This window comes from Roseospira visakhapatnamensis, from assembly GCF_014197915.1.
Taxonomy (GTDB): Bacteria; Pseudomonadota; Alphaproteobacteria; order Rhodospirillales; family Rhodospirillaceae; genus Rhodospira; species Rhodospira visakhapatnamensis.
Map to the genome: position 1 here is coordinate 1 of NZ_JACIGK010000012.1, position 15,418 is coordinate 15,418.

14 protein-coding genes and 1 pseudogene are annotated in these 15,418 nt (G+C 69.4%); 9 read left to right on the forward strand and 6 right to left on the reverse strand.

The features are described from left to right. The 9 genes and pseudogenes from GGD89_RS09195 to GGD89_RS09235 all read left to right on the forward strand — a co-directional run. Positions 1–515, forward strand: a pseudogene (locus tag GGD89_RS09195) (ISNCY family transposase); the annotation flags it as partial. Between the two features lie 219 nt (positions 516–734). After that, on the forward strand, positions 735–3,290 hold the full coding sequence (locus tag GGD89_RS09200; RefSeq protein ID WP_184044404.1) for a hybrid sensor histidine kinase/response regulator: 2,556 nt from the start codon (positions 735–737) through the stop codon (positions 3,288–3,290). A 15-nt stretch (positions 3,291–3,305) separates the two neighbouring features. Beyond that, entirely contained in the window at positions 3,306–3,710 is a 405-nt protein-coding gene (locus tag GGD89_RS09205; RefSeq protein WP_184044406.1) for a response regulator, read from the forward strand. 79 nt (positions 3,711–3,789) lie between these two features. Then, entirely contained in the window at positions 3,790–4,737 is a 948-nt protein-coding gene (bla, locus tag GGD89_RS09210) for a class A beta-lactamase (RefSeq protein WP_184044408.1), read from the forward strand. Positions 4,738–4,920: 183 nt separating this feature from the next. Further along, positions 4,921–5,370: a VOC family protein gene (locus GGD89_RS09215; RefSeq protein WP_184044410.1), complete on the forward strand. Its 450-nt coding sequence runs from the start codon at positions 4,921–4,923 to the stop codon at positions 5,368–5,370. A gap of 108 nt (positions 5,371–5,478) precedes the next feature. Beyond that, complete coding sequence (locus GGD89_RS09220; protein ID WP_184044412.1) at positions 5,479–6,456, forward strand: aspartate carbamoyltransferase catalytic subunit; 978 nt, start codon at positions 5,479–5,481, stop codon at positions 6,454–6,456. Continuing rightward, positions 6,456–7,766 (forward strand): dihydroorotase, encoded by a 1,311-nt coding sequence (pyrC, locus tag GGD89_RS09225; RefSeq protein WP_184044414.1) that lies wholly within the window; start codon positions 6,456–6,458, stop codon positions 7,764–7,766. The genes GGD89_RS09220 and pyrC overlap by 1 nt, the downstream gene beginning before the upstream one ends. Positions 7,767–7,816: 50 nt before the next feature. Continuing rightward, a complete protein-coding gene (plsY, locus tag GGD89_RS09230; protein ID WP_184044416.1) occupies positions 7,817–8,509 on the forward strand; it encodes a glycerol-3-phosphate 1-O-acyltransferase PlsY in 693 nt (230 codons plus the stop codon). Between the two features lie 267 nt (positions 8,510–8,776). After that, positions 8,777–11,809 (forward strand): transporter substrate-binding domain-containing protein, encoded by a 3,033-nt coding sequence (locus GGD89_RS09235; protein ID WP_184044418.1) that lies wholly within the window; start codon positions 8,777–8,779, stop codon positions 11,807–11,809. Positions 11,810–11,854: 45 nt separating this feature from the next. Here the strand turns inward: GGD89_RS09235 and GGD89_RS09240 are convergent, their stop codons facing one another. The 6 genes from GGD89_RS09240 to GGD89_RS09265 form a co-directional block, all read right to left on the reverse strand. Continuing rightward, entirely contained in the window at positions 11,855–12,106 is a 252-nt protein-coding gene (locus GGD89_RS09240; RefSeq protein ID WP_184044420.1) for a hypothetical protein, read from the reverse strand. A gap of 316 nt (positions 12,107–12,422) precedes the next feature. Beyond that, on the reverse strand, positions 12,423–13,850 hold the full coding sequence (locus GGD89_RS09245) for an FAD-binding oxidoreductase (RefSeq protein ID WP_184044422.1): 1,428 nt from the start codon (positions 13,848–13,850) through the stop codon (positions 12,423–12,425). Between the two features lie 124 nt (positions 13,851–13,974). Beyond that, positions 13,975–14,331, reverse strand: a complete 357-nt coding sequence (locus GGD89_RS09250; RefSeq protein ID WP_184044424.1) for a Rieske (2Fe-2S) protein — start codon at positions 14,329–14,331, stop codon at positions 13,975–13,977. Positions 14,332–14,341: 10 nt separating this feature from the next. Further along, complete coding sequence (locus tag GGD89_RS09255) at positions 14,342–14,755, reverse strand: EVE domain-containing protein (protein ID WP_184044426.1); 414 nt, start codon at positions 14,753–14,755, stop codon at positions 14,342–14,344. Between the two features lie 12 nt (positions 14,756–14,767). Then, on the reverse strand, positions 14,768–15,052 hold the full coding sequence (locus GGD89_RS09260) for a YciI family protein (protein ID WP_184044428.1): 285 nt from the start codon (positions 15,050–15,052) through the stop codon (positions 14,768–14,770). Between the two features lie 32 nt (positions 15,053–15,084). Further along, complete coding sequence (locus tag GGD89_RS09265) at positions 15,085–15,372, reverse strand: YciI family protein (protein WP_184044430.1); 288 nt, start codon at positions 15,370–15,372, stop codon at positions 15,085–15,087. Positions 15,373–15,418: the final 46 nt, after the last annotated feature.

Below are 15,418 nucleotides of genomic sequence, written 5' to 3' on the forward strand. Positions count from 1 at the left end.
CCCACGGGCGGGGCACCGCCAAGCGAACCTATCGCTATCGCTGGATGAACGCCGTGCCGATCCGCGATGGAAAGGACGCCCTGATCGTCAACTGGTTGGAGCTGGAAATCGCCAATCCCAAGGGAAAGGTCACCCAGCGGTTCAGCTTCATCACCGACTTGCCGGTGGACCGCGACACCGTCGTCGACCTCGCCGCCTGCGGACGCACCCGCTGGAAGATCGAGAACGAGACGTTCAACGTCCTGAAAAACCAGGGCTATCACCTCGAACATAACTTCGGCCACGGCAAGGAAACCCTGGCCAGCGTGCTGGTCGTGCTCAACCTGCTGGCCTTCGCGCTACACACCGGCTGCGACCTGATCGGGACCGCCTGGCAGAAGGCCCGCGAGCGCTTCCGCGCCCGCACCCGGATGTTCACCCATCTGGCGACCATCACCGCCTATCTCGTCTTCCCGTCCTGGGCCGCCCTCATGCGCACCCTCACAACCGGAGTCCCGCCGCCCCAGCCACCCTGAGCCCGCCCCTCCTCACCTGTCCCTTCAATCACCAGACCCGGTTGCGACACACTCCAACCCCATCCTGAGAACTGCTGCCCGTGACCCCGTCCGCTTGACGGGCGCGGGACCCTGCCGCAGTCTCTCCGGGCCGGGCGGCCACGGTGTGGGCCGTCGTGTCCGGGGGCCGAAGTCGCGCGGCCGGACGGGGTGTCGCGGCGGCCGGGAGAGAGTGGGGCCATGCTGAAATTCTCGGAATATTCCATTCGCGGCAAGATGAATGCCGTGATCTTCTTCAGCAATGCCCTGCTGCTCGTGATCATCGCCGCCAGTTTCTCCGTCTGGTCCTATCTGGCTTACAAGCAGAGCCTTGAATCCCGCATGATGGCGGTGGCCGGGCAGTTGGCCAACGCCACGCCCCTGGGCGTGGCCACCGACAATCACGGCGCGGTGGGGGCCTTCCTGAACGGCTATGACCACGAAAAGGCGATTGCCGTCGCCACCATCCTGGACCGCGACCTGAACCTGATGACGCGCGCGGACGGTTCTCCTTTCGCGATCTACGTGCGTGGCGACCAGCCCCTGGCACGACCGGCGCCCGCCGATCCCTGGGCGGTGCTTCCGGGAGACCTGGGGCCGGTGGTGGCCCGCGCCCTGGCGACCCTGGGCGCCGAGACGGCTGGGGAGCGGGATGCCACGCGGGCGGTGACCTGGGCCGGCAACCGTGCCCTGGTGGTGCACCCGCTGATGTACGAGGGCGGCCTGATCGGGCATGTGCTCATCCTGTCCGATCTGCATCCCTTCTGGGACCTCGCCCTCGACCGCGCGCCGTTCTTCGCGCTGGCCTTGCTGGGCCTGCTGGCGGTGGCCTTCCTGGTGGCCGACCGGGTGCAGCGCCTGGTCACCAAGCCGATCGTCGATCTGGCCCGCACGGTGCGGGCGATCACCGACGGCCAGCGCTTCGACCAGCAGATCGAGGGCCGGCGCTACTCCGGCGAACTGGCCGAGTTCGTGCTGGATTTCAACGCCCTGCTGCGCGTCGTCAACGCCCGCGACAAGGCCCTGGAACGCTCCAACGCCACCCTGGCCAAGCGGGTGGAGGAGCGCACCGCCGAACTGCTGCGCAAGAACAAGGCGCTGGCGGTGGCCAGCGAGCAGGCCCAGGCGGCCAACATCGCCAAGACCCAGTTCGTGCAGGTTATCACGCATGAGCTGCGGACACCCTTGAATGCGATCAAGGGGTATAACGACATGCTCCTCGACACCTTCGAGGACGAGGACGACGACGACGAGGAGATCGATCGCGAGGAGGTGTTGCACTGCCTCAACCAGACCCGCCTCGCGGTGCGTCACAACATCGATCTGGTGAATCAGGTTCTGGACTTCTCCAGCATCGAGGCCGGCAAGCTGACCGTTCAGCCCCGTACCCACGACCTGCGCGAGATCCTGGCCGAGATCGAAAGCACGATCTTCGAGTACGCCAAGAAGAACGATAACCGCGTGCGGCTGGACATCGCCGACGGCGTGGGCGAGATCGAGACCGACAAGACCCGCCTGAAACAGTGCCTGATCAACGTCATGGGCAACGCCTGCAAGTTCACGGAGAAGGGCGAGATCACCCTGTCCGTGGACGTGCGGGAGCGGAGCGGCGTGCCGTGGGTGCGTTTCGTGGTGCGCGACACCGGCGTCGGCATTCCGCCGGACAAGCTGCAGACCATCTTCGAGCCGTTCTCGCAGGTGGACTCCTCCATGTCGCGCAAGTTCCCGGGAACCGGCCTGGGCCTGGCATTGGTCAAGAAGGTGGTCACCATGTTCGGCGGCCGGGTCTGGGCCGAGAGCGCGGAGGGCCAGGGCTCCGCCTTCTTCATCGAGGTCCCGCGGACGCTGGGCGCGGGGACCGTGGCGGAGGGCGCGGCCGCCGCCGCCCTGGCGCCGCCGGCCCAGGACCCGGCGTCTCCCTGCACGGCGCGACCCGGGGCACCTGACGCCGCGGCCGATCCGGCGCGCGACCGGACGCGACCGCTGGTGCTTCTGATCGACGACGACCCGGCGTTTCACGACCGGCTGCGGCCCGCGCTGGTGGACCAGGGCTATCGCACCGCCCATGCCTACAACGGCGAGGAGGGCCTCGCGCAGGCCCGCGAGCTGGCGCCGCTGGCCATCCTGCTGGACATCATCATGCCCGGGAAGGACGGTTGGCAGGTGCTGGAGGAGGTCAAGACCGATCCGGCGCTGTCGCGCATCCCGGTGGTGGTGGCGACCATGGCCGGCAACGCCGACCTGGCCATCACCCTCGGCGCCGCCGACGTGTTCCCCAAGCCGCTGGACGCCGACCTGCTGATGGCCTGCCTGGACCGCTGGCGCTTCGACGGCCGGTCTGCGCATGCCCTGGTCATCGACGACGATGCCTTCACCCGGGACCTGCTGCGGCGCGGCCTGGAGAAGCACGGCTGGACGGTGACCGAGGCCGCCGACGGCCGGCAGGGGCTGGCCGCCCTGGAGTCCACCGGCGCGCCGGCGGTCATCCTGCTGGACCTGATGATGCCGGAGGTCGATGGCTTCCAGGTGGTGCGGCGCCTGCGGGAACGGCCCGACTGGGCGGCCATCCCGGTCATCGTCATGACCGCCAAGGACCTGTCGCGGGAGGAACAGGCGTTCCTGAACGCCAACGTCGGGAGCGTGCTGGAAAAGGGAACCTTCGAGGCGCGCGCGCTGTTGGCCCAGATCGAGGGCCTAGTCGGGGTGACCGCCACCGATGACGACGCCGGGTCACCCCCCGGCCCCACACCCCCCTGAACCCGAGGAGACCGCATGGCCAAGCTGCTGGTCGTCGAGGATAACGACATGAACTGGGACATGCTGTCCCGCTGGCTGCGCAAACGCGGCTTCGATCTGGCCCGCGCCGTCAATGGCGAGGAGGCCGTGGTCATGGCGGCGGACGAGGCGCCGGACCTGATCCTCATGGACATGGGCCTGCCCATCAAGGACGGCTACCAGGCCACCCGCGAGATCAAGGCCAACGAGGCCACCCGCGCCCTCCCGGTCATCGCCCTGACCGCCAACGCCATGGCCGAGGACGAGGAGCGGGCCATGTCCGCCGGGTGCGACGGCTATCAAAGCAAGCCGATCGACTTCCCCCAACTGCTGCGCACCATGCAGCCGCTGTTGCCCGGCGCGCTGCCGGAGAAGGCCCAGAAGTTCCTGGACACGCACTGAGGGCCGGGCCGGCCCGGTGGGGCGGCACGGGTGGTTTGGATGGGCGTGCCCGGGGCGGGCACGCGAGGAAACGGAGTCCATGACAACGATATCGCGCCGTCGGGCGTTGACCGGGGCCGTGCTTGCGGCGCCGCTGGCCGGGCTTGGCCCGGCGGCGGCCCGCGCGGGGACCCAGACACTGGCGGATCCTCTGGCGGATCCTCTGGCGGATCCTTTGGTGGACCCTGGCCGTGATGGCCTGGACGAGCGGCTTGCCGACCTGGAGCGCGCGCATGGCGGTCGGCTGGGCGTCGCCGTGCTCAATCTCGGCAGTGGCCGTCGGGTCGATCACCGGAGCGGCGAGCGCTTCCTGATGTGCAGCACCTTCAAGGTTCTGGCGGCCGCCCTGGTCCTGGCCCGGGTGGATCGCGGGGACGAACGCCTCGACCGGCGGGTGGTGTTTTCGCGCGATGACCTGGTTCCGTGGTCGCCCGTGACCGAGACCCGGGTCGGGGACCCCGGCATGAGCATGGAGGATCTGTGCGCGGCCGCCATGACCTGGAGCGACAACACCGCCGGCAATCTGCTCCTCGCCAGCTTTGGCGGGCCGTCGGCCCTGACGGCCTACGCGCGCGCCCTGGGAGACCCGGTGACCCGGCTCGACCGGATCGAGCCGGCGTTGAACGAACACGACACCGCCGATGACGTCCGCGATACGACGACGCCGGCGGCCATGCTGGAGACCCTGCGCTCCCTTCTGTTCACCGATGCCCTGTCCCGCGCCGGGCGTGCCCGGCTGGCGGCGTGGCTGATGGCCAACAAGACGGGCGCGACGCGGATCCGGGCCGGCCTGCCGTCGACGTGGCTGTTCGGCGACAAGACCGGCAGCAACAGCCGGGCGAGCGGAAACCTCAACGATATCGGCATCGCCTGGCCGTCCGACCGGGCGCCGGTGATCGTGACCGGCTATTGCAGGATGCCGTCGCGAACGCCGGAGGAGCGGAACGGCGTGCTGGCGGCCGTCGGGCGCATCGCCGCCCAGGTGTGACGCGCCCCCTCGGTCCCCACGCCATCCCCGCCGTGGATCCGGCGCGAGGGTGGCGCACCCATCGAGTCGAGCGGCCATCGCGGTTTGGCTTGACGAGGCCCCGCGCGGGACGGTGTGTTAAGGCACGTGGTCCGTGCTCATGCGCCGGCCTTCCGCCACCTGCCTCATTTTGGAGACGCCCCCATGCCAGCGATCAGCCTGATTACCCTGGCGGTGGCCAGCGTGCCCCGCGCCCGTGCCTTCTACGAGGCCCTGGGGATGCGGACTTCCCCCCTGGGCAACGAATCGGTGGCGTTCCTGGACGCCGGCGGCGTGGTCCTGAGCCTGTACGGACGCGAGGCCCTGGCCGGCGATACCGGCCTGACCGACGCCCGTCCGGGGGGGATCACCCTGGCCCTCAACGTGGAGCGCGCGGAACAGGTCGGCGAGCGCCTGGCCGACGCCGTGGCGGCCGGCGCCCGCACGCTGAAGGAACCACGCGAGATGCCCTGGGGGGGCGTGACCGCCTATTTCGTCGATCCGGATGGCCACCCCTGGGAGATCACCTGGGTGGCGGAGTTCCCGCTGACCGAGGACGGGCGCATCGTGCTGGCCATGGGCGATGACGAGGACGGCGGCGGAACCACCGCCTGACCGGGCCATGACCGTGGCACCTTTGGGGGCCTTGGTGCGGGGGAGGGGCGTGCCGCGCGGGCGCCCCCCCTTGCCGCGATCGACCCCCTTGGCTATGGTGCGCCGGCCATGACCGACGCTTCCTTTCGCCATCGTGATCTTCTCGGCATCCAGGGATTGACCCCCCCGGAGATTCAACATCTGCTGGACTTGGCGGATGGCCATGTGGACCAGTGCCGCGGCCTGGACAAGGCCAGTGATGCCATGGCCGGACGCACGGTCATCAACCTGTTCTTCGAAAACTCCACCCGCACGCGCACCTCGTTCGAACTGGCCGCCAAGCGTCAGGGCGCCGAGGTCATCAACATGCAGGTGTCCACCAGCTCGGTGTCCAAGGGCGAGACCCTGATCGACACGGCGGTGACCCTGAACGCCATGCATCCGGACGTGCTGGTGGTGCGCCATCCCGAGTCCGGCGCCGTCAAGCTGCTGGCCGAAAAGGTGAACTGCGCCGTCGTCAACGGCGGCGACGGCAGCCACGAGCACCCCACCCAGGCGCTGCTGGACGCGCTGACCATCCGCCGTCGCCGGGGCCGCCTGGACGGCCTGCGGGTGGCCATCTGCGGCGACGTGCTGCACAGCCGCGTGGCCCGCTCCAACATCTTCCTGCTGACCACCATGGGGGCTCAGGTGCGCCTGATCGGCCCGCGCACCCTGGTGCCCGGCTCCTTCGTGGCCATGGGGGTCGAGGTGTTCACCAACATGAAGGACGGCCTCAAGGACTGCGACATCGTCATGATGCTGCGGTTGCAGACCGAGCGGATGCGCGGCAACTTCATCCCCTCCGTGCGCGAATACTTCCGGTTCTTCGGCCTGGACCGGGATACCCTCGCCCGGGCGCGGTCGGACGCGCTGATCATGCATCCCGGTCCCATGAACCGGGGCGTGGAGATCGACTCCGAGGTCGCCGACGACTTCGAGCGCAGCGTCATTCGCGAGCAGGTGGAGATGGGCGTCGCCGTGCGCATGGCGGTGCTCAACCTGCTGGCCCGCAACCTGGATGACCGGCGCCGCAACCAGCCCTTGACCGGACCGGGGGGCGCCTGATGGCCATCGATACACCCGGCCGCGTCGCCTACATCAACGCCCGCCTGCTGGACCCCGCCACCGGCCTGGACGCGGGGGGCGGGCTGCTGACCGAGGGCGAACACATCGTCCACCTGGCCCCCGGCCTGTTCCGGGACGGCCCGCCGGTCGGTGCCCAGGTGGTGGACTGCCGAGGCGCCTGTCTGGCGCCCGGTCTGGTGGATATGCGCACGCAGCTGCGGGAGCCCGGCCAGGAGCACAAGGAAAGCTTCAAGAGCGCGGGGCGCGCCGCCGCCGCCGGCGGCGTCACGTCGATGGTCGGGCTGCCCAACACCAACCCGGTGATCGATGGCGAGGCGGCGGTGGAGTTCGTCGCCCGCCGCGCCCGTCTGATCGGCCTGGCCAAGGTGTTCACCTACGCCGCCGCCACCAAGGGGCTGGAGGGCCGGGAACTGGCCGAGGTCGGGCTGTTGCGCCAGGCCGGCGCGCTGGCCTTCACCGACGGCGTCAAGGCCGTGGCCGACGCCCAGGTCATGCGCCGGCTGCTGGCCTACGCCGCCAGCCACGACCTCTTGGTGATCCAGCACCCGGAGGAGCCCAGCCTGGCCGGCAGCGGCGCCATGAACGCCGGCGAGATGGCCACCCGCCTCGGGCTCGCGGGCATTCCGCGCGAGGCGGAACTCATCATGCTGGAACGGGACATGCGCTTGGTGGCCATGACCGGGGCGCGCTATCACGCCGCCCACGTCAGCACCGCCGAGGGCGTGGACATCCTGCGCCGCGCCAAGGCCCAGGGCCTGCGGGTAACCGCCGACACGGCGCCGTTCTACTTCGCGCTCAACGAGTTGGAGGTGGGCGACTACCGGACCTTCGCCAAGCTGTCGCCTCCCTTGCGCGCCGAGGCCGACCGTCAGGCCGTCATCGCCGGCCTGGTCGACGGCACGCTGGACGCCATCGCCTCCGATCATTGCCCGCAGGACGCCGATACCAAGCGCCTGCCCTTCAACCTCGCGGAGTTCGGCGGGATCGGCCTGGAAACCCTGCTGCCGGTGACGTTGTCGCTGGTGCATGGCGGCCATTTGTCGCTTCTGGACGCGCTGGACCGGGTGACCCGGGCGCCGGCCGACCTGCTGGGCCTGGACGCCGGCCGCCTGCGCACCGGCGCGCCCGCCGATCTGGTGGTGTTCGATCCCGACCGGCCGTGGAAGGTGGTCGCCGACACCATGCGCTCCAAGGCCAAGAACACGCCGTTCGACGGCCATCTGGTGCAGGGGCGCGTGATCCGGACCGTGGTGGACGGGCGCGCGGTGTTCCCCGAGGGCGAGGGCTGACACGACCCGGTCCCGACCCTGACCCTGACCACGTACCGGGAGTCCGCGACATGGCCGATCCGCTGGCCCTCCTGCTGGCCGCCCTCGGCGGTTACCTGCTGGGCGCCGTTCCCTTCGGCCTGGTGCTGACGCGCCTCGCGGGCCTGGGGGACATCCGTGCCATTGGCTCCGGCAACATCGGCGCCACCAATGTGCTGCGCACCGGGCGCAAGGACCTGGCGCTCGCCACGCTGCTGCTGGATTCCGGCAAGGGGGCCATCGCCGCCCTGGGCGCCCAGGCGCTGGCGGGATGGTCTGGGGCGGGATGGGGCACGGTGGCCCCGGCGGTGCCGGTGGTCGCCGGGGTGGCCGCCGTCGTCGGCCACAACTATCCGGTCTGGCTGCTGTTCCGGGGCGGCAAGGGGGTGGCCACCACGCTGGGCGTGATCCTGGCCACGGCGTGGCCGGTGGGGCTGCTGGCCTGCCTGACCTGGTTGACGATGGCGGTTCTGTTCCGCTATTCGTCGTTGGCGGCGCTGACCGCCTTGTCGGTGGCGCCGGCGCTGGCCCTGGCCTTGGCCGAGCGGCCGCACGCGGCGGGATTCGCGGTGCTTGGCCTGTTGGCGTGGTGGCGTCACCGCGATAATGTCCGCCGACTGGTGAACGGCACCGAAAGCCGGATCGGGCAGGCGGCGAAACCCGCGAGCGCCGCCGCCGCGCCGCCGCCGGACTCCGATGGGGGGTCTGATGAGGAGGCACGATGAGAAGGCCAGGCGGTCGTCTGGACCGAGATCACGTGTGGCCGGCTGATTTGCATGACGTTTTATGGGTATTGCGCTAGCCTGCGCCGCGACAGGGCAGACGCGGGATCTCCAGTGCGCGTCGCCGGAACCGCCGGTGCATCAAAGGACCGGTCAGCTCATGGAACAGCCGTGCAGGACGTCATGACCGCGGCGCGAACGTGGATCACTTTTGAGAGGCGTCCCGTCGAGTCCGGATATCGACGGCGCGGCGATCGACAAGGGGCGTCCGTGTCGCCACGCCTGTTGGCCCGGGTGATGGCGGTGCTGGGTCTGCTCGTCGTCCTTGTCCTCTCCGTGGGCGGGCCCGCCGGCGCGACGTCCGATGGGGCCTCGGATGGTGCGGCCGACGCGTCCCCGTTGTTGAGCGCCGAGCAGCGGGCCTGGATCGCCGCCAACCCCGAAATCCAACTGGGCATCGTTTCCGACAACGCCCCCTATTCCTTTTTTCGGGATGGGACCTTTCAAGGATTCTCGGTGGATCTGGTCGCCCGGATCGAGGCGCTGACCGGCCTGCGGATCAGGCTGCGCATGGGCAACTGGGTGCAAATCTACAGCCAGTTCACGCAAGGGCATCTGGACGCCATCGAGGCCATTTCCTTCACCGAGGCCCGCGCCCGAACCATCCTGTTCACCGCGCCGTACTACCTTCGCCGCACCATGGTGTTCCACGACAAGGAGCGCCCCTTGCCGAAAGGGGATGATCCCAGCATCCTGGATGGCAAGCGCGTGGGCGTGATCCGCGACATCTACTATGCCGATATCCTGGCGGAGCGCGGCCTGAATGTCGTGCCCCATAACGAGTACCGCGATCTGGTGTCGGCGCTGGCCTTCGGCTGGATCGACGCCGTCCTGGCGCCCGAACTGACCGGCCGGTTCTTCGCCCGGGAAACCGGCTTTTTCAGCGTGGACGTGGCCGGCCCCCTGCCGCTGACCGATCTGGCGCTGGAGGACTTCCGGTTCGGGGTCTTGCGGTCCAACCCGATGCTGCACGGCATCCTGGAGACGGCCCTGGCGGCTATTCCCGACGCGGAGATGAGCGCCATGGTGGACCGCTGGCGCATGGTCCGCCCCGGGCTGATCCTGATGCCGGGTCCGCTGCGCCTGCTGCCCCAGGAACGGGCGTTCATCGACGAGCGGCCGGTGATCCGCGTCGGCTTCATGCCCAACTACGCGCCCTTCAGCTTCTTGCGGGACGGGCAGCCCCATGGCTTCGCGGTGGATCTGGCGCGCGAGCTCGGGGACCGAACCGGACTGGTGATCGATCCGGTGTTCGATGTCTGGCCGCGTCTCCTGGACGGGTTGCGCGCCGGTGACCTGGACGTGGTGGCCAACATGTCCTTCACCGAGGCGCGCGCGGACTTCACGCTGTTCAGCCGGCCGTATCACCAAGTCCCCAACGCGGTGTTCGTGCGCGCGGGACTCGGCCGCTTCGACGGACCGGACGACCTGGCGGGGCGCCGCATCGGCATCCCGAGGGACGTGTTCTATCAGGACGCCCTGATCGATCTCGTGGGGACGGAGGCCGTCACGATGTTCACCCGGGTGGAGGACATGATGCGGGCGGTGTCGGCCGGCGAGGTGGACATGGTCATCGCCTCGCTGCCGCAGGGAAGCGCCCTCATTCGTCGCCTCGGGCTGGGGAATGTGGAGATCGGCGGCGAGTTTCTCATGGACGGGATCGAGGCGGAGGACCTGCGCTTCGGGATCACCCCGACCCTGCCCTTCCTGCGCGGCATCCTGGACCGGGCCATGGCGTCGATTCCATCCGCCCGATGGATGGAATTGGAGACCCGCTGGCTGGGACCGCGCCTGGCCCAGCGCGCCGCCGATCGGGTGCGGCTCTCGGCGGAGGAGCGTGCCTGGCTGGAGGACAAGGGGGTGGTGCGCGTCTGCGGGGGAGCGGCCCCCTTTCCCTATGAGCGGATCGATGGGGATGGCACCCATGAAGGCGTGGCCGGGGACGTGATCCGCCTGCTGGCCCAACGCGGGGGCTTCGACTGGGAACTCGTGCCCGCCACCAGCCGGGAGCAGGCGTTGGCCGATGCCCTGGCCGGTCGGTGCGACATCCTGCCGTTCCTCATGGAAACCCCCAAGGACCTGCCGGGCTGGACCACCACCGATCCGTATCTGCACATGCCGGCGGTCGTCGCCACCGTGCTGGACCGGCCCTTCCTGCGGGGCATGGCGTCCTTGTCGGGCAAGACGGTCGGTGTTGCGCGGGCGTCCCCATTGCACGACGCCCTGACCCGGCGCTATCCGGAGATCAACCTGGTGCCGCTGGAGTCCGAGAGCGAGGGCCTGGATCGCGTGCGCGACGGCACCCTGGACGCCACCATCGGCTCCTTGCCGCGCCTGGGCACATTGATCGCCCGCCATCGGTTGTCGGACGTCAAGATCGCCGGGCATCTTCCGGAAGAGCATCGCGTCGTCATGGCCGTTCCCCGGGACGCGCCCCTGCTGGGGTCGGCCCTGGACCGGCTGATCGCCGCCATGGGCGAATCGGAGGCCCAGGATATTCTGGAACGCTGGGTCACCGTGCGCTACGAGCGGGCCGTCGATACCCGCCTGGTCTGGTCGATCGCCCTCGGGGCGGCGCTCCTGATCGCCTTGATCGTGCTCTGGAACCGGCAACTGCATCGCCTGAACGCCCGCCTGAACGCGGCCAACCGCCGCCTGCGCGAGTTGAGCGTCACCGACACCCTGACCGGACTTCCCAACCGGGCCTACATGGACAGCCGGATGTCGGAGACCTTCGCCGTCTGCCAGCGCAACGCCCTGCCGTTCGCCGTCGCCATGATCGACGTCGACCACTTCAAGACGGTCAACGACGACCTGGGCCATGCCTTCGGGGACGCCTGCCTGCGGCAGCTCGCCGAGATCCTGGACGTGCACTTCCGGCGCGACGGCGACGCCGTCGCCCGCTATGGCGGCGAGGAGTTCGTGACCTTCACGGCGGGGGCGACCGTGGCCAGCTTCCACGATCACCTGGAGGCGCTGCGGCGGCGCGTCGCCGCCCATGACGTCGTCTATGCCGACATCACCCGGCGCGTCACCGTCAGTATCGGGTGCTATTCGGTGGTGCCCCAGCGCGGCCAGTCGGTGCGTGACGTCCTGGGGGTCGCCGACCGCAACCTCTATCGCGCCAAGGATGGCGGCCGGGACCAGGTGGTGACCAGCCAGGGCGAGGCGACGGCATCCTCGCCCGAGCCTGAGACGATCGAGGCCCAGGGCATCGCCCCGCAGCCCCGCCCGTCGGGGTGAAGGGGCGCCATGGGGCGATCGGCGGGTGGAGCTTGAACGGGGACGTCAGTTGGCCAGTCCGGGCATGACGGTCGGAAGATAAACGATCACGGCAACGGTCATGCTGATCATCGAGAGGGCAACCCCGATGACCGTGGCGACCATACCCCACATGCCACCGATCGTGGGCATGCGGGCCAGGCGGAGACTGATGTCTTTGAGGTTGGTTTTGATTTCGTCCAGATCCTTGCGGACATGTTCGAATTCGACCTCCAGACGTGTCACTCGGCTTTCCATCATCGAGCTTTCCGAAATCATTCCCTTATCATCATGGGCGTGAGGGGGCCCCCGATCAAGGGTCTGGCGACCGCCGTCCTTCTCTCGTGTGCGTCCGGGATCCGCATCCGTTTGGGGGAGGAATCGACCCGAAATCCGGGATTGGGTCGTCGGGTGACCAGGACAAATGCTGGACAAGAGGTGGATCGATTCTGCGTCGTGCCATTGTAACCCAAACAGTCCGCCGAAACCGGGCAAGATCCTACGATAGGGCGTGGATTTTCCACAGGCAACCTTTATGACTTTCGGGATCGACCTGTCCCGATGCCCGTATGGTTTGTCCAAGGCGATTCATATCTCACCCCACCATCTTGCCCGGGTTCATGATGCCCAGCGGGTCCAGCGCCTGCTTGACCGCGCGCATCAGGGCCAGGCCCTCGGCGCCGTGCTCCACCGCCAGATACGCCTTCTTGCCCAGGCCGACGCCGTGCTCGCCGGTGCAGGTGCCGTCCATGGCCAGCGCGCGCTCGACGATGCGCTGGTTCAGGCGCTTGGCCTCGGCGATCTCCTCGGCGTTGTCGGGGTCGAAGACGAACTGCACATGGAAGTTGCCGTCGCCCACGTGGCCCACCAGGGTCGTGGTCGCCGGCGAGGCGGCGAGGTCGCGCTGTGTCTCCTCGATGCAGTCGGCGAGGCGCGAGATGGGCACGCAGACGTCCGACGACACCCCCTTGGCGCCCGGTCTCATGGCCAGGCCGGCGTAATGGGCGTCATGGCGCGCCTGCCACAGGCGGTTGCGGTCCTCCAGGCTGGCGGCCCAGCGGAAGCCCTCGGCGCCATGCTCGGCGGCCAGGGCCTCGACCATCTCCACCTGCTCGCGGGTGTGCGTCTCGGATCCGTGGAACTCCAGGAACAGCGTCGGCGCGACGGCGTGATCGGTCTTCGAGTAGGCGTTGACGGCGCGCACCTGGTCGGGGTCCAGAAGCTCGATGCGGGCGATCGGCACGCCGGACTGGATGGTCTCGATCACCGTGTCCACCGCGGCCCGCAGGTTGGGGAACGGGCAGACGGCGGCCAGGATGCGCTCGGGAATGCCGTGCAGGCGGAGCGTGACCTCGGTGATCACGCCGAGCGTGCCCTCGCTGCCCACGAACAGGCGGGTGAGGTCATAGCCGGCCGACGACTTGCGGGCGCGCCGGGCGGTGCGCACGATCTCGCCCGAGGCGGTGACCACGGTTAGGGCCAGCACCGCCTCGCGCATGGTGCCGTAGCGCACCGCGTTGGTGCCCGACGCCCGGGTGGCGGCCATGCCGCCCAGCGAGGCATCGGCGCCCGGGTCGATGGGGAAGAACAGCCCCGTGTCGCGCAGGTGCGCGTTGAGCTGCTTGCGGGTGACGCCGGCCTGGACGGTGACGTCCATGTCCTCCGGCCGCACCTCCAGGATGGCGTTCATGGGGGAGAGGTCGATGCAGACCCCGCCATGGACGGCCGTGACCTGGCCTTCCAGCGCGGTTCCGGTGCCGAAGGCGATGACCGGCACCCGGTGCGCGGCGCAGGCGCGGACGATGGCCGCCACCTCCTCGGTGGTCTCGGCGAAGGCCACCGCGTCGGGCGGCTGGGACGGGTGAGAGCTTTCGTCGTGGCCGTGCTGGTCCCGCACCGCCTGGCCCGTGGACAGGCGCGCGCCCAGCAGGGGACGCAGGGCCTCCAGCACGGCCCGGATGGCGGCATCGGCGGGACGATCCGGCCACGCCGGACACGCGGTGGCGGGGGCGGCGGCGGTCATGGTGGGTCTCTCCTCCCGAAAGGGGCGCGAGTCTGGCTCGCGATCTCGTCGTGGCGGTCAAGGGCGCCGACCGCTGGAGTCCGGTGCCGCCTGACGGACGAGGGGCTCCGGTCCGCCAGGGGTATCAAAGGGCATCCGGCGGCGTGGCCAGCCGGACCTGGCCGTCGCGGACCTCCAGGGCCACGCGGGTCAGCCCCCGACCCCGGCAGGGGCCGGCGGTGCAGCGCCCCGAGTCCACCCGGAAGCGCGCGCCGTGCGTGCCGCACATCAGACGGCGTCCTTTCCGGTCCAGGAACTGGCCGGGCACGAAGTCCAGCGGCACACCGTTGTGCGGGCAGCGGTTCACGTATCCATGAAGACGGCCGCGCCAGCGTGCGACGATCAGCCGCAGGGGGCGGCCGTCCGCGTCCTCGCCGGTCACGCCCCGGACGTCCGGATCGCCCAGGTCGGCGAGGGCGCACAGGGCCGGCGTGACCATCATCCTGTCCCGGTCACGGCGTCACGCCGCCCATGGCGCACAGGATCGCCCAGGCGTCGTCCGGGATGGGCATCACCGACAGGCGCGACTGGCGGATCAGCGGCAGGTCGGCGAGGCGCGGCTCGGCCTTGATCTCGGCCAGGGTCACCGGGCGCGGCACCGGCGCGACGGCCTCGACGTCCACCATGCCGAAGCGGCCCGAGGTGTCCGTGGGGTCTGGGTAGTACTCGCGCACCACTCGGACGACACCGACAATGCGCTTCTCATTCACTGAATGATAGAAGAAGGCCGTATCGTCCACCCGCATGGCCTTCAGGTTATTGCTGGCCTGGTGGTTGCGCACCCCGTCCCAGGGCTCCACGCCCTTGGCGACCTGATCGTCCCACGACCAGGCGCCGGGTTCGGATTTCAGCAGCCAGTGGGCCATCGCGGACCTCTCCTACCGCACCGGAAGGGTCTGCCGGAACGGGCAGATGGTGACCGAGGCGAACACGCCGGCCTTGTTGAACGGGTCGGCCTGGGCGAAGGCGACGGCGGCGTCGCGGTCCGGGAAGTCCATGATCAACAGGCTGCCGACGCCGGTGTCGCGGGCGTCGTTCTGCAACGGTCCGGCGACCACGACATGGTCGGCATGGGCGCGCAGATGGGCCATGTGGGCGTCTCGGTGTTGGGCCCTGAGGGGCGCGGAATTGGGGCCGTCGACACAATTGATCATCCACAGCATGGCGGGGTCTTTCGGGTGCGAGGGGATGACGGTCAGCCGGCCTCTGGAAGCACCTGCTTGAAGGGGCGGATCAGCACAGCCTCGAACAGGCCGGCCTGATAATACGGATCGGCGCGCACGAAGGCCTCGACGTCCGCCTTGTCCTCCATGTCCAGGATGATCAGGCTGCCGACCATGCCCTCGCCGTCGTCGGTCAGCATCGGCCCGCCGAGCCGGATGGACGCGCCATGCTCCCGCGCGTACTCCAGATGGGCGGGGCGGGTGGCCTTGCGCAGGTCCTGGCTGTTGGGCTTGTCCAGGCAGTAAACGACGAACAGCATGGGGCGGAGTCTCCAGGGTCTCCAGGACGGGGAACGACGGTACCTT